The 19,424-nt window shown below is 33.1% G+C and carries 18 protein-coding genes; 8 read left to right on the top strand and 10 right to left on the bottom strand.

All coding sequences use genetic code 11. From position 1 onward, the window contains the following. Positions 1-92: 92 nt before the first annotated feature. Positions 93-1,406 carry a chromosomal replication initiator protein DnaA gene (dnaA, locus tag CVO_RS09535; RefSeq protein ID WP_152298463.1) on the bottom strand — a complete coding sequence of 438 codons (1,314 nt, stop codon included), beginning with the start codon at positions 1,404-1,406 and terminating at the stop codon, positions 93-95. Positions 1,407-1,555: 149 nt separating this feature from the next. Between dnaA and ruvC the strand changes: the two genes are divergently transcribed. The 3 genes from ruvC (at position 1,556) to ppnP (ending at position 3,428) form a co-directional block, all read left to right on the top strand. Further along, on the top strand, positions 1,556-2,035 hold the full coding sequence (ruvC, locus tag CVO_RS09540) for a crossover junction endodeoxyribonuclease RuvC (protein ID WP_159571975.1): 480 nt from the start codon (positions 1,556-1,558) through the stop codon (positions 2,033-2,035). Between the two features lie 75 nt (positions 2,036-2,110). Continuing rightward, a complete protein-coding gene (locus CVO_RS09545; protein WP_159571978.1) occupies positions 2,111-3,076 on the top strand; it encodes a DUF438 domain-containing protein in 966 nt (321 codons plus the stop codon). A 40-nt stretch (positions 3,077-3,116) separates the two neighbouring features. Then, positions 3,117-3,428 carry a pyrimidine/purine nucleoside phosphorylase gene (ppnP, locus tag CVO_RS09550; RefSeq protein WP_159571981.1) on the top strand — a complete coding sequence of 104 codons (312 nt, stop codon included), beginning with the start codon at positions 3,117-3,119 and terminating at the stop codon, positions 3,426-3,428. Between the two features lie 53 nt (positions 3,429-3,481). Here ppnP and trxC read toward each other — a convergent pair whose 3' ends face one another. From trxC to purB, 5 genes are all read right to left on the bottom strand, one after another. Next, on the bottom strand, positions 3,482-3,904 hold the full coding sequence (gene trxC / locus CVO_RS09555) for a thioredoxin TrxC (protein WP_152300230.1): 423 nt from the start codon (positions 3,902-3,904) through the stop codon (positions 3,482-3,484). 16 nt (positions 3,905-3,920) lie between these two features. Then, positions 3,921-5,306, bottom strand: coding sequence for a Do family serine endopeptidase (locus CVO_RS09560; protein ID WP_159571984.1), 1,386 nt, complete (start codon positions 5,304-5,306; stop codon positions 3,921-3,923). A 72-nt stretch (positions 5,307-5,378) separates the two neighbouring features. Then, the gene (locus CVO_RS09565) at positions 5,379-5,795 is read right to left on the bottom strand and encodes a hypothetical protein (RefSeq protein ID WP_241690972.1); all 417 of its coding nucleotides are present in this window, start codon (positions 5,793-5,795) and stop codon (positions 5,379-5,381) included. After that, positions 5,755-8,118, bottom strand: a complete 2,364-nt coding sequence (locus CVO_RS09570) for a ribonucleoside-diphosphate reductase subunit alpha (protein WP_241691027.1) — start codon at positions 8,116-8,118, stop codon at positions 5,755-5,757. Before CVO_RS09570 ends, CVO_RS09565 begins: the two co-directional genes overlap by 41 nt. Before the next feature lie 87 nt (positions 8,119-8,205). After that, a complete protein-coding gene (gene purB, locus CVO_RS09575; protein ID WP_159571990.1) occupies positions 8,206-9,537 on the bottom strand; it encodes an adenylosuccinate lyase in 1,332 nt (443 codons plus the stop codon). A gap of 102 nt (positions 9,538-9,639) precedes the next feature. On the opposite strand from purB, the gene CVO_RS09580 reads away from it, so the two are divergent. Then, positions 9,640-10,551 (top strand): RluA family pseudouridine synthase, encoded by a 912-nt coding sequence (locus CVO_RS09580; RefSeq protein ID WP_159571993.1) that lies wholly within the window; start codon positions 9,640-9,642, stop codon positions 10,549-10,551. A 493-nt stretch (positions 10,552-11,044) separates the two neighbouring features. Here the strand turns inward: CVO_RS09580 and CVO_RS09585 are convergent, their stop codons facing one another. The 4 genes from CVO_RS09585 to hisF form a co-directional block, all read right to left on the bottom strand. Then, entirely contained in the window at positions 11,045-11,284 is a 240-nt protein-coding gene (locus CVO_RS09585) for a hypothetical protein (RefSeq protein WP_152300225.1), read from the bottom strand. Between the two features lie 171 nt (positions 11,285-11,455). Further along, a complete protein-coding gene (gene rlmN, locus CVO_RS09590; protein ID WP_159571996.1) occupies positions 11,456-12,571 on the bottom strand; it encodes a dual-specificity RNA methyltransferase RlmN in 1,116 nt (371 codons plus the stop codon). After that, complete coding sequence (locus CVO_RS09595) at positions 12,568-13,113, bottom strand: phosphorylase family protein (protein ID WP_152300223.1); 546 nt, start codon at positions 13,111-13,113, stop codon at positions 12,568-12,570. Before CVO_RS09595 ends, rlmN begins: the two co-directional genes overlap by 4 nt. Positions 13,114-13,123: 10 nt before the next feature. Further along, a complete protein-coding gene (hisF, locus tag CVO_RS09600; protein WP_152300222.1) occupies positions 13,124-13,882 on the bottom strand; it encodes an imidazole glycerol phosphate synthase subunit HisF in 759 nt (252 codons plus the stop codon). Between the two features lie 234 nt (positions 13,883-14,116). Here hisF and rsmA point away from each other — a divergent pair, with 234 nt between their 5' ends. The 4 genes from rsmA (at position 14,117) to CVO_RS09620 (ending at position 19,355) form a co-directional block, all read left to right on the top strand. Next, positions 14,117-14,920, top strand: a complete 804-nt coding sequence (gene rsmA, locus CVO_RS09605; protein WP_152300221.1) for a 16S rRNA (adenine(1518)-N(6)/adenine(1519)-N(6))-dimethyltransferase RsmA — start codon at positions 14,117-14,119, stop codon at positions 14,918-14,920. Next, positions 14,892-16,787 carry a ribonuclease J gene (locus CVO_RS09610; RefSeq protein ID WP_152300220.1) on the top strand — a complete coding sequence of 632 codons (1,896 nt, stop codon included), beginning with the start codon at positions 14,892-14,894 and terminating at the stop codon, positions 16,785-16,787. The genes rsmA and CVO_RS09610 overlap by 29 nt, the downstream gene beginning before the upstream one ends. Before the next feature lie 183 nt (positions 16,788-16,970). Continuing rightward, positions 16,971-18,602: a putative bifunctional diguanylate cyclase/phosphodiesterase gene (locus tag CVO_RS09615; RefSeq protein ID WP_152300219.1), complete on the top strand. Its 1,632-nt coding sequence runs from the start codon at positions 16,971-16,973 to the stop codon at positions 18,600-18,602. 144 nt (positions 18,603-18,746) lie between these two features. Continuing rightward, positions 18,747-19,355, top strand: a complete 609-nt coding sequence (locus CVO_RS09620) for a PAS domain S-box protein (protein WP_159571999.1) — start codon at positions 18,747-18,749, stop codon at positions 19,353-19,355. Positions 19,356-19,424: the final 69 nt, after the last annotated feature.

Consider the following 19,424-nt stretch of genomic DNA (forward strand, 5'->3'; position numbering starts at 1 on the left):
CACTCTTTAACTCCCATTTTAAGAGATGTATAGATGTGATGAACCTATACGATCTCTTTCACATATATTCACTTAAGTAATTATATCTTTTTTTAAGAAGAAGATGTAATTTTATTTGTTAATTCTTCTATTTTTATTTTAAAATCTTCATCATTTTGAATTAGTTCATTTATTTTTTTTAGAGTATGACTAATAGCTGTATGGTCTTTCATTCCAAAGTATTGAGCAAGTTGTGGCATTGTATTTTGTGTGAGTTCACGACAGAGGTATATAGCAATTCTTCTAGCATAAACTAAGTTTTTACTTCTACCTTTTGAACGGATTTCACTTGGTTTAATATTTAAATCTTTTGCTACATTTTGTGTAATTATATCAAGAGTGAGATTAGCACGATTTTCTTGCAGTTGATCTTTTAAAACATTTTTTGTAAATTGAAGATCAATATCTACATGCATAAGTTGTGAATAGGCATGTAATTTTGATAAAATGCCCTCAATTTCACGAACATTACTCTCAATTACAGTTGCTATATAATTAATAATATCTTTTGTAAGAACAACTTTATTTATTTTACACTTATTTTCAATAATAGCTATTTTAGTTTCTAGTTCAGGCGGTTGAATATCTGCAACAAGACCATGTTCAAAACGACTTTGAAGCCTTTTTTCTAATCCGGCTATTTTTTTAGGATGTTTATCAGCTGTTAAAATAATCTGCTTGCCTACACCTTTTAGTGCTTCAAAAGTATGAAAAAATTCCTCTTGAATACCCTCTTTATTGCTTAAAAATTGAATATCATCAATTAAAAGAACATCGCATTTACGATATTTTTCTTGAAATCTCTCCATTGTTTTATTTCTTACATGTCGTATAAAATCATTTAAAAACTGCTCAACCGTAGTATATATAACAATTTTTCCCTGATTTTTAAAAACATTACCTGCTGCTTGCATTAAGTGAGTTTTACCTAAACCTACACCACCGTGAATAAAAAGAGGGTTATATAATATACCTGGTTTTTCACTTACACTTTTTACTGCAGCATATGCAAATTGATTAGAGCCTCCAACCATAAAATTATCAAATGTATGAGATGGATTAAGTAAAGAGTGTTGCTGTTTTTGTTCTTTTTTTATTTCTGTTTCTGCTTTTTTATTTTCAATTTGATTTTTGAGCAAAATTTTCACATTTACTTTAGAAGAATTATATACCTCAAAAAGATGTTTAATTTTTGTGCTATATTTGCTTTTTATCCAGTTTAAAACTAAAGAGTTAGGGGCATAAAACAGAGCAATATCATTTGTTGATTTTTTTGTATCATAAATAAGATTTTTAATATATCTGTTGTATTCTATTTCAGGTATCTCTTCTTTAAGCAAAAGTAAAATTTTTTGGCCTATATTCACATAAAATCCTATTTAATTATTTGTATGTGAATAATAACGATTATTTCCATAAATATAGTTAAAATTATGTGAATAGTAAATTTGTGAATAGGTGAATAAATTAAAATAGTTGCACTATAATATAAATTATAATAAAAAATAGGACAGAGATGACAATTTTAGGAATAGATCCTGGAACAAGAAAAATGGGTTATGCTCTTATCTCTTTAGAAAAAGACAAAATAGGATTAATAGAAGCAGGACTTATAAAGATAAAAGCTGAAGAGTTGCAGTTTCAGATACCTCAGATGGTAGAAGCTTTTGAAAATATATTTAAAAATCACAAAATAGATGAAGTGGCATTAGAAGATATATTTTATGCACATAATCCAAAAACAACAATCAAATTAGCACAGTTTCGCGGATCAATTATGCTTATGCTTCTTCAGCAGTTTGGACAGTTTAATGAATACACTGCACTTCAAGTAAAAAAAGCATTAACAGGAAACGGAAAAGCAACAAAAGAGCAGGTAGCATTTATGGCAAAGAGGCTTTTAAATATAAAAAAAGAGATAAAACCGTTAGATATAACAGATGCTATTGCCGTTGCTATAACGCATTCACAAAGAGTAAGGCTTAAGCTGAAGTAATTTTATATTGTTATAAATCAAAAAATTATTTTTTTTAAACAGTATAATTTTGTTATAAAATCGTTAAGGAAAATAATGAATTCATTTGCAAATCTGCCTGAAGGGCATCCGGTAAGAGTCTATTTAGAAGAAAATATTTTAATGAGAGGACTTATTTCAAGTATAAATAGTATAGATATAGTAGAAAATTTTGAAGAGTTTGAAAAGAAATTTAAAAAACTTTGCCTTGTTGAGAAGCACTTTGCAAGAAAAGAGAACCAACTTTTTCCATATCTTGAAAAGTATGGCTGGACGAGTCCCTCACAAAACATGTGGGCTTTTCATGATGATATAAGAGCAGAGATAAAAATTGCAAGAGCTCTACTTGAAGAGAAAAATATGCCAGCTTTAATTCAGCAGTTACAGGTAGTTTTTGGAAATTTAGAGCATATTATGCAGGTTGAAGAGGGAAGGCTTCTTCCAAATGCGTTAAGTATGCTTGATGAGGATGATTGGAAAGAGATGCGCTCAGGCGATGAGGAGATAGGCTGGATGTTCGATACGCCGCCTGCCGCTTACCCTGCGCATGTAGAGGGTGAATATATACATCCATCTCAAGATAAACAGAAGAGAAAACTGCCATTCTCGCTTGAGAATAGAATCAATCTAGAAGAGGGCTATATGCTGCCTGAGCAGATTAACTGGCTTTTGAAGTTTATGCCTGTTGATATCACTTATGTCGATGAAAATGACATTGTTATCTTCTATAACCGCGGAGATGAGAGAGTATTTCCAAGAAGTGCAGGAATTATCGGCCGCGAAGTAAAGTTTTGTCATCCTCCGAAGTCTGTAGATCAGGTTTTAATGATTTTGCGGGAGTTTAAAGCAGGTCGCAGAGACGAAGCCGAGTTTTGGATAACATTTAAAGGCAAATTTATTCATATTCGTTATTTTGCCATAAGAGATGATGAGGGTAATTATAAAGGTGTTATAGAAGTTTCTCAAGATGTAACACATATAAGACAGCTGGAGGGTCAGCAGAGATTATTGGATTGGGAATAATTTTAGATAAAATTGTAAATTATAAAATAAAGGAATAAAAATGTCAAAATTTGAAAATGTAAGTATAAAAAAAGAGGCAAATATTTACCATGATGGAAAAGTTACAAGCAGAACTGTTGAATTTGCAGACGGAAGTGTAAAATCACTTGGAATTATGTTGCCAGGTGAGTATACTTTTGGAACAAAAGAGGCAGAAATTATGGAGATGATGAGTGGAGAACTTGATATAAAACTTCCGAGTGAAGATTGGAAGACGCTCAACACTCCAGAAAGTTTTAATGTTCCTGCTAATTCATCATTTGATTTAAGAGTAAAAACAGTAACAGATTATTGCTGTTCATATATTAAATAGTTTAAAACTCGGGAATATTTTTGTTATTCCGAGTTTATTTTAAAATCGTTTTGTTATATAAATTGAGTAACCATTTTGTTTAGTGTTGCTTCGTCTAAAGCGCCTGAAACTCTGTGAACTTCTTTTGCATCTTTAAAGACTATGATTGTAGGGATGCTTCTTATGCCAAATCTTGCACCTAGATTTTGTTCATTCTCGGTGTTTACTTTTACATAAAGTGCTTTGAGCGGAAAATTTGCTGCACTTTTTTCAAAATTTGGCGCCATCATTTTACATGGACCGCACCATGGCGCCCAAAAATCTACAACAACCAAAATATCGCTATTTACTACTACTTCATCAAAGTCAGCGTTTGTTAGCTCGATAGGTTTTGTATCAAGAAGTGAACTTTTACATTTTCCGCAATTGGCTTTTTTATAAGATTCCCTCTGTGGAACATTGTTTACGCTTTTACAAACAGGGCAAACTACTCTCATGCTAACTCCTTAGTTGTTATAAAACAGTGGCAAAAATACCGCCTCTTCTATAGATAAAAAATCTTTTTTTACTTTTTGTTGCGGTAGCTTTTTTAAATTCATTCAAATTTTTTATCTCTTCATTTTCTATCTGAATAATGATATCATCTTTTCTAATTCCAGAATCAAATGATTCGCTGTTTTGATCCACCTCTTGAACAAGTACACCTTCAATTGAGAGACCCAGTTGTTGTTTATATATAGGAGTTATTTCAGAGAGTTTCATACCTTTATATTCAAACTCACCTGCAATAACTTTATTATCTAAGCTAGCAAGAGTTACATTCACAATATCTATCTTTTTATCTCTTAAAAATTTTATATTTACTACTCTATTTGGAGCGTAAGAGCCTATAGTATTTTTAAGTTCACTTGCACTCTCAATTTTTTTGCCATTTACGGAGATGATTAAGTCGCCTCTTTTTAGTCCGGCTTTTTGGGCAGGCGAGTTCTCTTCTACGCCTGTAATAAGCGCACCGTAATTATCATCATAAAAACTGCTCATATCTTTGCTAACATCGGAAATAGTAACCCCAAGATAGGCGCGAGTAAATTTACCGCTGTCTATCAAACTTGTCGCTATCGAGGTTACCATGTTTGAGGGGATTGCAAACCCGATGCCGACATTTCCGCCTGATTTTGAGATAATAGCCGAGTTTATTCCTATGAGATGTCCGGCGGAGTTAATTAGTGCGCCGCCCGAATTTCCCGGATTTATAGAAGCGTCAGTTTGGATAAAATCTTCATACTCTACGATTCCTACACCGCTTCTGCCTGTTGCCGAGACTATTCCCTGTGTGATTGTCTCACCTACTCCAAAGGGATTTCCAAGAGCAAAGACGATGTCTCCGACTTTTACTTTGTCCGAGTCGTAAAATGTTACTGCATTTAGATTTTTTGCCTCAATCTTAATAACAGCCAAATCACTCTTTTCATCTTTGCCGATGAGTTTAGCTTCATACTCTTTTTTATCTCCTGCCAAATTGACGATAATTTCATCTGCATCGTCTATAACATGGTTATTTGTAATTATATAACCATCTTTTGAGATGATAACACCCGAGCCTAGTGATTTTTGTATTCTTTCTTGAGGAATATCTCCGTATCCTTTAAAAAACTCTCTAAAAAACGGGTCGTTAAAGAAAGGGTTTGCACTATAAAGATTTCCTTTTATCTCTTTTTTTATAGAGATATTTACGATGCTTGTTCTAACATTTTCTAGAATGTTGTTATAGGAGAGTATCTGGTTTTGTGCGCTTGGGAAGTTTCTCTCAAGATTTTTAGGTGCGTATTTAAACTCTACACTATCTTTTGCATAAACAAGAGAGAGAGCCAGAGTAAACAGAATAAAGAGCTTTTTCATTTTTTCATTCCTTTTAGTTTTTTTGTAGTTAACAAAATTTTATAACTAAATGGTTTATGAAATGCTAATGAACTAAAACTCGCCTTGCGAATATTTGAGTGAGTCGGCTTTTATATAACATAAAGAGTCTGTTATATTGTGAAGATTGTTATAGCTGCCGATACCAAAAGCAAACAAGTTGTTTTCACAAAGCAGAGTTATACCTTCGCTTATGTCTACATGTAAGAGCTTTGAATTTTCAAGCAGCAGCGCATCGCTAATACCGTTAAATTCTAAAGTAAGTGTTATCCAGTCAAATCCTCTAGCGTTGTCTTGTGCTGCTAGAGTAATTTTAACGGCAGTAGCAGAGACAATTTCTATGAATCTTAACTCTGCATCTATAAAGTTGTCAAATCGCTTTAAAAATGCATCTATATCTTTTTTTAGCAAAGGCTTCATTAAATACTCTTTATTGACAACCGACACACTCCATGCTTCTGTCTTCAACATCGCTTGCCATCTCAGGAGATTGTGAACGAAGATAGTAGGTAGATTTAAGTCCTAACTTCCAAGCCAACATGTAGATTTCGTTTAGGTATTTGCCGCTTGCTTTGTCAAGCGTTATAAATATGTTAAGACTTTGACCTTGATCTAACCATTTTTGACGGATTGCCGCTGCTTTGATAAGAACCGTTTGGTTCAAATCATACGCAGGAGTATAGTACGCCCAAGTATCGGGAGAGAGTTCGGGAACAACAACGGGAATAAGCCCCGATAGATTCTCTTCATACCATTTTCGTTTAAATACAGGTTCAATCGCCTGTGTCGTTCCTGTTAAAATAGATATAGAACTCGTAGGCGCTATCGCCATAAGATAACCGTTTCTCATACCTTGTTTTTTGACTTTAACGCGGAGTTCATCCCATTCGTAAGCTGAAGCAAAAAGTCCGCCGCGGTCAACAAGCTTTTTAACTTCTGCATTTGCATGATCCATCGGCATAATGCCTTGGCTCCATTTAGAACCTTTATATTCCGGATAAGAGCCTTTTTCAAGTGCAATATCGCTAGAGGAAGAGATAGCATTAAAACTAACGGCTTCCATAATCTCGTCTATTTTGTCAAAGTGCTCTTGGCTTCCCCATGTTATAGCTTTTTGTGCCAACATCTGTGCTTCGCCCATAACACCAAGACCGATTGCGCGCGTCTTCATGTTAGTGCGTTTTACTTTTTCTAACGGATAGAAGTTAAGGTCTATTACATTATCTAATGCGCGAATTGCGACGGGAACGATTCTGTCAATATCTTCTTTTGTATTTACACGCGAGAGATTGAGAGAAGCGAGATTACATACCGCAGTGTCGCCGTTTATCTTCTCTTTTTCTACCATATATATTTCGCGTCCGCCAATAGCGTCCAGTGCTGTTACTTTTTTGGCAGGCTTCTCTAAGCCGCTGTCAACTTTGATGATTTCTTCCTCTTCATAACTAACGCTCTCGCCATTTTCAAAAATAAATTTTATCTTGTAGTGGTTAGGGTTTGTGTTTTGAAAAATCTCCGTACAAAGGTTAGAACTTCTGATAACGCCGGAATGGCTGTTAGGATTTGCTTTGTTAGCATTATCTTTAAAACATAAAAACGGGCTGCCGCTCTCAAAATAGGATGTTAGTATTTTTTTCCAAAGATTTTTTGCTTTTACCTTCTCTTTCATGATGTTCTCATCTTTTTCAAACTCTTCATATTTTTTCTCAAACTCTTCGCCATGAAGCGTGGTGAGTTCTTTGCAATCGTAAGGATCAAAGAGTGTCCAGATATCGTCTTCTTGAACTCTGCGCATAAAGAGATCGTTTATCCAAAGTGCGGGGAAAAGATCATGCGCACGGCGACGCTCTTCGCCCGAGTTTTTCTTCAAATCCAAAAAGTCGTTTATATCTATATGCCATGGCTCCATATAAACAGCGATAGCACCTTTTCTGGTTCCCAGCTGATCAACGGCAACAGCTATATCATTTGTGATTTTTAGAAACGGTATGGTTCCGCCGGCTGCATTTTTATGCCCGTCGATATAAGAACCCATTGAACGGACATTTGTCCAATCCCAGCCGATTCCTCCGCCGAATTTTGAAAGAAGCGCCATCTCTTTGTAAGAGTCAAAGATTCCTTCTATATTGTCGGGAGTCGAACCGATGTAGCATGAGCTAAGCTGATGCCTTGGTGTTCTTGCATTGCTTAGAGTAGGTGTTGCAAGCATGACTTCAAATTTAGAAATCATGTCGTAAAATTTTATAGCCCACTCTTCTTTATTCTCTTCTCTTTGCGCCAAAAACATAGCAATAGCCATAAACATGTGCTGCGGTAACTCTATAGGGTCTGAATTTCTATCTTTTATGAGATATCTGTCATAAAGTGTTTTAACACCAAGATAGTTAAACTGCATGTCGCGTTCGGGTTTTATATGTTTTTCTAACTCATCAAGATTGTACATCTCTTTTAAACCAAGAAGAATTTTCCCCTCTTTTTCGCCTCTTTGGAAATACTCCTTTAAAGATGAGTAACCAGTAAATCCGTTTACTTGATGGTAGAGGTTAAACAAAAAGAGTCTTGAGGCAACAAAGGTCCAGTTGGGAGCATCTATGTCTATCTTGTCGACCGCTGTTTTAATAAGTGTCTGCTGTATCTCTTTTGATGTTATACCGTCACGGAATTGAATCTGTGCGTCGACTTCAAGTTCGCTTTGGGAGACATTATCTAGCTCTTTTACCGCAGCGGATGTATACTTTTGTATTTTTGTAATATCCAACGGTTCGGTTCTGCCGTTTCTTTTTATAATTGTTATCATATAATTTCCTGCTCTTGCATTAAGCACAAATAAGTGCTTAATGACTTTTGATTTTAGTAATGAATATTAGCACAATTATGTCATTTATTTGTTGAAAACTCTCTTGAATATTTTATCTACATTTTTAGTATAGTAATCAAAATTAAAGCATTCGCGAATTGCCTCTTCACTCAAACTTGCTCTCAGTTCTTCATCAGCCAAGAGATGGTTAAGATAGAGAGATTCCCCCTTTTCATTTGTAGTAGGTTTGCCTTGCTGTATCTCTTCCCAGACTTTCATCGCATTTCTTTGAACTATGCGATAAGCATCCTCACGGCTAACACCCTTTAGAGGAAGTTCTAAAAGAACTCTTTGAGAAAAAACAAGTCCGCCTGTAAGATTGAGATTTCTCATCATGTTCTCAGGATATACTGTTAGGTTAGCGATTACATTGTTCATGCGGTGCAGCATAAAGTCGCTTGTTATAAATGAGTCGGGAAGCCAGAATCTCTCGGTTGATGAGTGGCTGATATCTCTCTCGTGCCAGAGTGCCACATTCTCCATAGCAGGTGTAGCATAGGCTCTGATCATTCTAGCAAGACCTGTTATGTTTTCTGTTAGTATCGGGTTGCGTTTGTGCGGCATTGCAGATGAGCCTTTTTGACCCTTCGCAAAATACTCTTCACACTCGTAAACTTCAGTTCTCTGCCAGTGACGAACTTGTACGGCAAACTTTTCTATAGAACTCGCCATAAGAGCTAACGCAGTAGCAAGTCTTGCGTATCTGTCTCTCTGAATTACTTGGTTAGATGCAGGTGCTGGTTTTAGTCCCAGTTCTTCACATGTATACTCTTCAAGCTCTAAAGGTGCATGTGCAAAGTTACCCATTGCCCCGCTAACCTGCCCTACACTTATAACATCAAGTGTTTGTTCCAAATTTTCTAAATGTCTTGCCATTTCGTCATACCAAACAGCTAACACAAGACCGAATGTTATAGGCTCTCCATGTATGCCGTGGCTGCGTCCAACCATAAGAGTCATTTTATGTTCCATTGCTCTTTTTTTGATGGACTCCATAATCATCTTTACATCTTCTATAATTAATTCCAGAGAGCTTTTCATCTGAAGTGCTACGGCTGTGTCAACCGTATCTGAACTTGTCATGCCGTAGTGAAACCATCTGCTCTCTTCGCCTAGAGTTTCTGATACGCTAGTCGTAAACGCTATAAGGTCATGACGGGTTACTGCTTCTATTTCATCGATTCTTTTTATATCAAATCCTGCATTCTCAATAATCTTCTTAGCATCATCTTCAGGAATAAGTCCTAATCTGCTCCAAGCTTTTACAACCGCTTTTTCTACATCCAGCCAAGCTTGATATTTTGCCTGCATTGTCCATTTGGAACTCATCTCTTCTCTTGCGTATCTCTCTACCATGGTATGTTACCTTTGTATAAATTATGTTGAATTTTATGTTAAAATTAAGTCTTTTATTCTACAGAAAATAGTGTAAATAGTTGATTAAATAGGAATTAAAATTTGCCATTTGTTTTAAAAAAATTGTTTGTAAAGGAAAAGCAGAGAGCTTTTATATTTCTTATAAAAGAGCTTGGTTATGCACAAAAAGAGGCTCAGCGTTTTATCGCCAAAGGTCGCCTGTTAATTAATGGAGAAGTTATGAATATATCTTCAAAAGAGATTGAGGGTGAAGTTGAATTTATACATTTTGAGCCTGCTACTAGAAATTTAAAACCGCATATAGAGTATGAAGAGTTTGTTGTTTTTGACAAACCAAGCGGAGTTCTTATCCATCCTCAAAACAGAAATACACAATATTCTCTTATTGATGAACTAAAATATCAATATGGAATGAACGCGAATATTATTCATAGAATAGATCAAGAAACAAGCGGTTTGGTTTTGTGTTCAAAGAATAAGAAAAGTGAACGAGACCTTAAAATAATGTTTCAAGAAAGAAATATGAATAAAAAGTATTTGGCCATGGTACATGGGAAGTTAAATAGTAATATTTCAATTGAAGCACCTCTTCTTAGAAAAGAGGATGAAAGCAGTATAGTTAGAATGGTTGTAAAAGTTCATAAAGATGGAAAAAAATCAAAAACAGATATAAAAGTTTTAAAATATTTTCCTGAGCTAAAAATGACACTGGTAGAGTGTTCTCCTCTTACAGGAAGACAACATCAAATAAGAGTTCATTTGTTTCACATGAAACATCCAATAGTCGGTGATCCTATATATGGTCAAAGTGAAGAAAACATAATCAAATTTTTAGATAAAGAGTTAAGCAGAGAAGAGAGAATAAAAAATAGTGGCGCTTCAAGATTGCTTTTGCATGCTAGTGAATTAAATTTTAAATTATATGATAAAAATTATAATATTAAAAGCAGCGTTGATTTTCTTAAAGAAGTACAAAAAAGTTTATTGATTTAATATAAAAACATAAATTTTATATTTTGTTTCATGTGAAACATTTTGATTATAAAATATATATTTGTTATTAAAATCTTATACGACATATATATTTTATGTGAATAAAAAAAATAGGTTTTAATAAAAATTTAATTTTTATTATTATGAAAAATAAAATATTGCTTAAAAGCCTATTTTATGGGGTTTTAAGCAATATTAAAGCATTGATTTTTTCAGTTTATTTTTATATAAATTTTTATTTAAAAATTATTTATTTTTGAATAAATAATTCTATCTATGAAGTACTATTCACATTTTAACACAATGTGTGAATAGTACACATTTTTTTGAAAAAAGTGCTCTTTTTTTATACTAAATTTTTTTTTAAGAAAATAACTGAAATTTTTGTGAATTATTTATATATAAGAAAAGTAAGGTATTATTATATTTGTAAACGACCTCCCTGGTGTGTTGGTCGTTTTCTATATGAATTTATATTATATTGCTAATATATTTAAACTGCATTGTATCTTTTAATTATTTTTTTAACACGATTTTTTAATTTACGAAGAGCTTCGACGCTTGTTTCACCGTCAGCAGTAAGACTTTCAAACCCATCATCAAACTGTACTTTTGCAATCCAGCCTATTTTTTTATGAAATTTCACACCAACAAAGCGAACACCACCAAAATGATCTTCACAAAGTTGATAAATTCTTTTAATTCTGTCGCTATTTGTCTTTTTATAAGCCATAATAATCTCCATTTTTTAAAATATGAACTATTATAATAACATTTTTTATATTTGATGATTATTATAGGTTGTGTTTAAGAAATCAAGGTTTTGTAGCAGCTTTTAAAAAACCTATTATAGCTACTGCAAAAACAATTACTAAAAATATAATTTGAAATATTTCTATATAGCTCATTTTAAATCGCCATCTATTTTTTCACTCAGGTGGTCTCTCTCTTCAGCCTTGCTAAATTTATCTTGTTCTTTTAGCTGTCCGCACGCAGCACTTATATCCATGCCTTTAGAGTCACGAATAGTACATAAAAGTCCATGATTTACCAAATACTCTTGAAAAGCTATGATATCACTCTTAGCAGGTCTCTCATATTCGGTTCCCGGATAAGGATTGAAGTAGATAAGATTTACTTTTGCTTTTATGCCTGAGAGTAGCTTTACAAGTTTTTTTGCGGAAGCTATATCATCGTTTTTGTTTTTAATAACCAGATACTCAAACATAACTCTTTTTCTGGTGTCGATTGGGAAGCGTTTAACTGCCTCAATAATAGAAGATATATTGTGAGCTTTATTCATAGGAATAAGTTCAGTTCTAAGTTTATCATCAACTGCATGAAGTGATATGGCTACATGAACACCTAAATCCATCTCTCCGAGTTTATCTATTTTGTTGCTAATTCCGCTTGTAGAGACTGTTTGTCTTTTACCGGATATGCATAATCCATCCTCTTCTTTAAAAATCTCAATAGCTTTTGCCAGATTTTCTAAATTATCCAGAGGTTCACCCATTCCCATATAGACTATATTTATCATTCTGTTGTGTTTATGCTTATTATCCCGCTTTAAAGCAACAACCTGCCCCACAATCTCTCCTGCAGTGAGATCTCTTGTAAAACCGCCTTTTGCAGTTAAACAAAAAGCACAACCGACTTTGCAGCCGACTTGTGTGGATACGCAGATGGTATATTTCGCTTCTTGTATGACTTCTCCAGTTTCGTCTGTAACCATTTCTTTCATCTTTAGCCATACTGCTTCTACGGTCTTGCCGTCTTGGAGTTCAAAAAGGTACTTGATTGTGCCGTCACTTGAGATCTCTTTTTTTACAATTTTAAGAGGATTTACAACATATTTTTCCGAAAGCTCATCCTTGAGTGCTTTTGGTATATTTTTCATATCGTCAAAATTTTGCGCATAGTTATGATAGAGCCAGCCGTAAATCTGTTTTGCTCTAAATGAGGGTTTTACAATCTCTTGCAGCTCTTTTAGTGTAAAATCAAGTAGTGATAATTTCATTTTGAAGTAAGTTCCTTAACTCTTTTTTTTGTATGCAAAGCAAGAATTTCTTTTGCTTTTTTATGATTTTTTAAAAAATCTTCATGAGCATTTTTGTTAGTATAGTTTGTTACACAAAAGACTCCACCGGCAGGAATATCAAACTCCTGCGCTACTTTTAAAACAGCAAAAAATTCCATATTTTCTATCCCAATACCGAGGTTTAGAAACTTTTTTGTTAGCTCTTTGTTTGTTGAGATATAGTTGGATGAGTTTACTATAACATCTATTTTTGTTTGGTTTATGTTAGTAGATATTACATTGTCTAAAGGAGAATATGCATCATTTGTTAAAAAGCCAAGCTCTATATTTGAAGCTGTTTTAGATTCAATGATATCAAATATTTTATGCTCGCCGTAACTTCCTGCACTCCCTACAAAGAGTAAAAATTCAGGTCTGTCAAAAAGGCATAGTCTTGTGAGATTTATGGCAGATTCAATCAGCCCTACTCCTATTGGAGTTGCAAAATCAAAAGTTTCATTGTTTCCTGCACAAATAATCATATGTTTATCTCTACAGTCTTACCGGTATATTATTGTCATGAAGATAGTGTTTTAGATCCATTATGTCAATCTCTCTATAGTGAAAAATGCTCGCAGCCAGTGCAGCATCTGCACCGTGCAAAAACGCCTCTTTTATATGTTCCATTGTTCCAGCTCCGCCGCTTGCTATAACTGGGACATTAACTGCATGGCTTATTTGCTCGGTTATGTTTAGTTCAAAACCTGCTTTTGTTCCGTCTGCATCCATTGAGGTTAAAAGTATCTCACCGCTTCCTCGATCAACTGCTTCTTTTGCCCATTCAACTGCATCAATCCCCGTATCTACACGACCTCCGTTTAAATAAACATTATATTTTTCACCTGTTTTTTTAACATCTATTGCAGTTACAATGCACTGAGAACCGAATCTTTTTGCGCCTTCGTTTATAAGTTGGGGTCTTTTGATTGCTGCTGAATTTACGCTTACTTTATCGCATCCCACATTTAAAAGTTTATATATATCTTCAAGTTTGCGAATGCCGCCACCTACAGTAAGAGGAATAAAAATTTCACGCGCAACTTGAGCTACTATATCTACGATAGTATCGCGGTTGTCACTTGATGCAGTAATATCTAAAAATGTGATTTCATCTGCACCCTCTTCGTTATATCTCTTTGCAACTTCAACAGGATCACCTGCATCTTTAAGTCCGACGAAATTAACACCTTTGACAACGCGTCCATCTTTAACATCAAGACATGGAATAATTCTTTTTGCAAAATAGTTCAAAACAGTACCTTGTGGGTTTTTAAAACCCTAATATAATATAGTGAAATTATACTCTTTATGGCTTATAGTTAGTTTTGATGTTTTTCAATGTTTCACATGAAACATAAAATTTATGGATAGATTTTGAAGATATTGGCAAAATATTGTAGTAAATATCTACATTTTTAAAATAAAGACTCTTTTTTTTATTGATATTAATCAATCATAAGCAAAATTACTATATGATGCCAGTTAATGGAAAATATTATAGCTAAGAAGAAATTTGGACAGAATTTCTTAAAAGACGAGACTGTTTTACAAAAAATCGTCGAAGCGATGCCCAACAACGATAATAAAATCGTAGAGATTGGACCTGGCTTAGGTGATTTAACTAAATTTTTAGTAGATGTCAAAAGTGTAGATGCTTTTGAGGTCGATACCGATTTGTGTAAACTGTTACAAAAAAAGTTTGAAAAAGAGATCGCGACCAAACAGCTCCACATTCATTGTGGGGATGTACTGACTGCTTGGAAGAGTGAGCTTATAGATGAGCCGTATGATTTGGTGGCAAATTTGCCATATTATATAGCGACTAATATAATTTTAAAAGCCCTCGCAGATCCAAAATGCAAAAATATACTTGTAATGGTACAGCTTGAAGTAGCAGAAAAATTTTGTGCAAAAGAAGGTGATAAGGTGTTTGGCGCCTTGAGTATTATAACTCAAAGTGTTGGAGATACACATATTGTTGTGAAAGTTCCGCCATCCGCATTTAACCCTCCGCCAAAAATTGATTCTGCAGTTTTTTTAATACAAAAAAGAAGTGATAGGTGCAATAAAGATTTTGAGGATATGCTAAGAGTTGCGTTTACGCAACCTCGTAAAACTTTAATGAAAAATTTATCGCAAATGTATGAAAAAATTATGCTTCAAGAAGCTTTTGAGAAGCTTGAATTATCACAAACAATTCGACCTCACCAAGTTTCTACTCTAGACTATCACCAACTCTATAAATTAACAAGGAGTTTGGATGGAACAAGAGAAACAGGAAAATATTAAAAATATTTCTCAAGAAAATCGTAAACACAATAAAAAACCCGTCAGTTCAAAGTCGCCAAATAGTCAAAGTGGCAGTAAAAATAAAAATACATCAAGAGGGCGTCGTCGTCAGAGTACTCCCGTAAACGAAGATTTGAAAAAATTTGTTGAAATAAATCAAGAAGCCCATAAGCAAAGGCTTAATCCACATTATAAATTAGACCTAAATTCAAAAGATAAAATTCGTATCACTCCTCTTGGAGGACTTGGCGAAATTGGTGGAAACATTACAGTATTTGAAACTCAAAATGAAGCAATACTAGTTGATGTTGGAATGAGTTTTCCGGATGAAGATATGCATGGTGTTGATATTTTAGTACCTGATTTTTCATATATTCGCGAAATAAGAAATAAAATAAAAGCAGTAATAATTACACATGCACACGAAGATCATATCGGTGCAATGCCATATTTATACAAAGAGATGCAATTTCCTATATATGCTTCGCCTCTTCCGCTGGCTATGATAGGCAACAAGTTTGATGAGCATCATATTAAAGATTTTAAACAGTACTTTAACCCTATTGAAAAAAGAAAAATATATAAAATAGGTGAAGATTTTGAAATAGAGTGGATGCATATGACGCACTCAATTATAGATTCATCATCATTGGCAATAACAACAGCCTCAGGAACAATTATTCATACAGGCGATTTTAAAATTGATCATACACCAATAGATGGATATACCGCAGATTTGCATAGACTTGCATATTATGGAGAGAGAGGTGTTCTTTGTCTTTTAAGTGATTCTACTAACTCTTACAATACAAATCCGACATTATCTGAACTAAATGTTGCACCGGCATTAGATAGAGTGTTTTCTAAAGCTGAGGGAAGAGTTATTTTATCAACTTTTAGTTCAAATATTCACCGTGTTTATCAAGCGATACAGTATGGTGTAAAATATGGGCGTAAAGTTTGTGTGATTGGCCGTTCAATGGAGAGAAATATTGAAGTGGCTATGCAGTATGACTATATTAAATTGCCTAAAAATATTTTTGTTGAACCAGAGCAGATCTCACATATGAATGATAAAGAAATTCTTATAGTGACTACAGGTTCTCAGGGTGAACCAAGCTCAGCACTCTTTAGAATGTCAATTGGGGAGCATAGACATGTAAAAATTAAACCGACTGATTTAATTGTTCTTTCATCTCGTGCTATTCCAGGAAATGAAGGGTCTATCTCTGGAATGTTAAATCATTTGCAGCGTGCTGGTGCTAAAATCAACAATGATAAAGATATCCATGTTTCAGGGCATGCTTCAATAGAGGAGCAAAAGTTGATGCTTCGTTTGGTAAATCCCAAGTTCTTTTTGCCGGTTCATGGTGAATATAACCATGTTATGAGACATAAAGAGACTGCTGTCATGTGTGGTGTTCCTGAACGCAATATCTACATCATGAATGATGGGGATACCGTTGAAATTGCTCCTAAATATATGAGAAAAGTAAAAACCGTAAGAACTGGTAAAACATATATTGACAATCAAAATAACCATAAAATAGAGGATGATATTGTTATAGATCGTCAAAAACTTGCATCGGACGGTATCGTTATGATTGTTGCTCAAATTGATGGGCAGCACTCAACAATGCTCTCTAAGCCGGTTGTAACTTCATTTGGAATTGTCGCAGACAAGCAGGATAAGTTTTTTGCTAAAGAGATAGAAGATATTTTAGAACACTTTCTTGCAAACATTAAAGAGGGTCTCGTTGAAAACACTAGAGCGCTTGAAAATGACCTTCGTCAAGTTGTAAGAAAACATATCTATAGAAAAATGAAAAAATATCCATTTATCGTTCCTCATATTATAGTAATGTAATATAAATTTTTGAGATGCAGAACAATTTTCTGTATCTCACTTTTTTTATTTAACGCATTATTAAACTTTGTTTATAATGAGTAATCAAATTTTTTATTGTTTTAGCAAGTTGCTGGACACTTTTTGGATATTATTGCTTAAATTTAATGAAATAGTTTAGATTTTTAATACAGTGGGGTAGTTTTGAATTTAAATAATATTTTTAAAGATATTGTAGATATGCATCCTTCAAGAATAGTTGTTTATAATAATAACGGGGATTTTTTTTACGCAAATATAAGTTATATAGAAGCTCAAAATATTGATATATCTGATAAAAAAAATCTAAATTTTGATAAGATTAAACCATGTAACATAACACTTGAGTATCTTAAAGAAAAATTATCTGTATCCAAAAAATTTAGCATTGAAATGGAGAGAAATTCAGCTTGGTTTGAATCTATATTTTTTTATGCAAATGCAAAATATATTGTTCACATATCTTTCAATATTACAACTTTAAAAGAAGCAGATAGAAAAATTTACTATCATGCAAATTATGATTCTTTAACTGCTCTTCCAAATAGATCTTTTTTTAAAAAAAAACTTAATCACACTCTTGATGAATCTCTACAAAATGGCTCTAAAACGGCACTCTTTTTTATAGATGTAGATAATTTTAAAAAAGTCAATGATACTTATGGTCACAATATTGGTGACAAAATGCTTGTAACCATAGCAAAAAGACTTGTAAATAGTATTAGAAAAGATGATATAGTTGCTAGAATTGGCGGTGATGAGTTTGTCATAATAGCAAAAAATATAAAAAATATAAAAAATGCAAAGCAGCTGGCGTTTAAATTACAAGAGAAAATTAAACAACCTTTAGAAATTGATACAAATATTTTTAATGTATCGCTCTCAATTGGCATAGCAATATATCCCCAGCATGCGGCAACAAGCGATGATCTTTTAAAAAATGCTGATATTGCAATGTATGAGGTGAAAAAAGAGAAGCGGGATGGTTTTAAAATTTATAGAAAGTTGATGTCAAATAGAGCGGCAACAAGGCTTTTAATGCAAGCAGATATAAAAAGAGCATTAAAAGAAAAAGAGTTTGTTATGCATTATCAGCCTGTTGTGGACTTTCATAATAACTCTGTAGTTGGTGCCGAAGCTTTGGTAAGGTGGTATAACACCAAAAAGGGTATATTAGAACCGAAAGATTTTTTAGAGCTTGTCTTATCAGGAGATATGGAAAAAGAGTTTGGCTGTATGGTTTTCTCAAAAGTTTTAGAAGATTTAAAAATACTTAATAAAAATATTTTGGATAAAAAGTTAACCATATCTATAAATATATCAAAAGAACAATTTTTTAATCCGAGTTTTTGTTCAGATTTAGAAGATACATCAAAAAAATATAATATAGATAGATCTCAAATAGAGTTGAAAATAGTAGAGAGTCAGGTTATGCAAAATATTTCTGTTGCAAAAGATATTATAAAAAAGCTTCATCTGATGGGGTTCAAAATAGTTTTAGATGATTTTGGAGTAGAGTATTCAAGTCTAAACCATCTAAAACTATTCGAAGTAGATAAATTAAAAATAGATAAATCATTTATAAAAAATATGATTAAAGATAAAAATGACTTAAATATTACAAAATCTATAATAAATACAGCAAAACTTTTCAATCTTAAAGTGCAGGCAGAGGGAATAGAAACAAAAGAACAATATCTAAAATTAAGAGATATCGGATGTGATTATTCGCAAGGTTTTTACCACTCAAACCCTCTGCCTATCGATGATTTTATAAATTATTTTAATAAAACTTGATATAGTATAAGAAGAAGCGAAAATATTTAACAAAAGAGTAATAATTTGATATGGTTAAGTGATAATTGTTTTTGGAATATTGAAACAGAGTCTTTGATAATAGATAATAAAAGTGTGAAATTATCTATATCACAGAAAAGATTATTGAAATTTTTAATAAATAATATAAATAAAGCAGTTAGAAATTTTGATATATTTAATGAGATACATGACTCTGCAGATAGAGAGTTTAATGAAAAAAGTGTACGAAATTTTATTACAGGACTTAGAAAATCAGCTCCATGTATAACACTTGAAAATATATATGGCGGTTATTATATTCTTAAAAATAAGCAAGTTGCTCAAGATTTAAAATTTAAAGAACATCTATTTGATATAGTGGAGCAATCAAAAAATGCCATTGTTATCACAAATCCAAATGAGTTTGACAATCCAATAGTTTATGTAAATAAGGCATTTTCTGAACTTTTTGGGTATGCTTATGAAGAGGTAGTGGGTAAAAACTGCAGGTTTTTAAATAATGGGGATACAAAGCAGAAAGCGCTTAGGCTGGTAAGAAAAGCTATTAAAGAGGCAGAGCCTATAGAAGTAAATCTTCGTGATTATACAAAAAGGGGCGAACTTATTTACGATGATGTTACTATTAGCCCTATTTTTGACAGGCAAAAAAATAAACTTATATATTTTTTAGGTATACACAAAGATGTCACATATATGCAGCAGTTCTTAGAAAAGCTAGATGGGATTGTTTAAAAAAGCAAATTACATAAACTTCTCAGCTATTTCTTGATATTCTATCATCTATAAAAAACTTTAAAGGCA

The organism is Sulfurimonas sp. CVO (genome assembly GCF_009883775.1).
GTDB lineage: Bacteria > Campylobacterota > Campylobacteria > Campylobacterales > Sulfurimonadaceae > Sulfurimonas > Sulfurimonas xiamenensis.

Excerpts from the sequence above, each read along its gene's own strand:
- rsmA (WP_152300221.1), top strand. The coding sequence starts at position 14,117 with ATGGAAAATATTATAGCTAAGAAGAAATTTGGACAGAATTTCTTAAAA.
- CVO_RS09545 (WP_159571978.1), top strand. The coding sequence starts at position 2,111 with ATGAATTCATTTGCAAATCTGCCTGAAGGGCATCCGGTAAGAGTCTAT.
- ruvC (WP_159571975.1), top strand. The coding sequence starts at position 1,556 with ATGACAATTTTAGGAATAGATCCTGGAACAAGAAAAATGGGTTATGCT.
- rlmN (WP_159571996.1), bottom strand. The coding sequence starts at position 12,571 with ATGAAATTATCACTACTTGATTTTACACTAAAAGAGCTGCAAGAGATT.
- CVO_RS09560 (WP_159571984.1), bottom strand. The coding sequence starts at position 5,306 with ATGAAAAAGCTCTTTATTCTGTTTACTCTGGCTCTCTCTCTTGTTTAT.
- CVO_RS09610 (WP_152300220.1), top strand. The coding sequence starts at position 14,892 with ATGGAACAAGAGAAACAGGAAAATATTAAAAATATTTCTCAAGAAAAT.
- purB (WP_159571990.1), bottom strand. The coding sequence starts at position 9,537 with ATGGTAGAGAGATACGCAAGAGAAGAGATGAGTTCCAAATGGACAATG.
- ppnP (WP_159571981.1), top strand. The coding sequence starts at position 3,117 with ATGTCAAAATTTGAAAATGTAAGTATAAAAAAAGAGGCAAATATTTAC.
- CVO_RS09595 (WP_152300223.1), bottom strand. The coding sequence starts at position 13,113 with ATGATTATTTGTGCAGGAAACAATGAAACTTTTGATTTTGCAACTCCA.
- CVO_RS09565 (WP_241690972.1), bottom strand. The coding sequence starts at position 5,795 with ATGTTGAAGACAGAAGCATGGAGTGTGTCGGTTGTCAATAAAGAGTAT.
- CVO_RS09585 (WP_152300225.1), bottom strand. The coding sequence starts at position 11,284 with ATGGCTTATAAAAAGACAAATAGCGACAGAATTAAAAGAATTTATCAA.
- trxC (WP_152300230.1), bottom strand. The coding sequence starts at position 3,904 with ATGAGAGTAGTTTGCCCTGTTTGTAAAAGCGTAAACAATGTTCCACAG.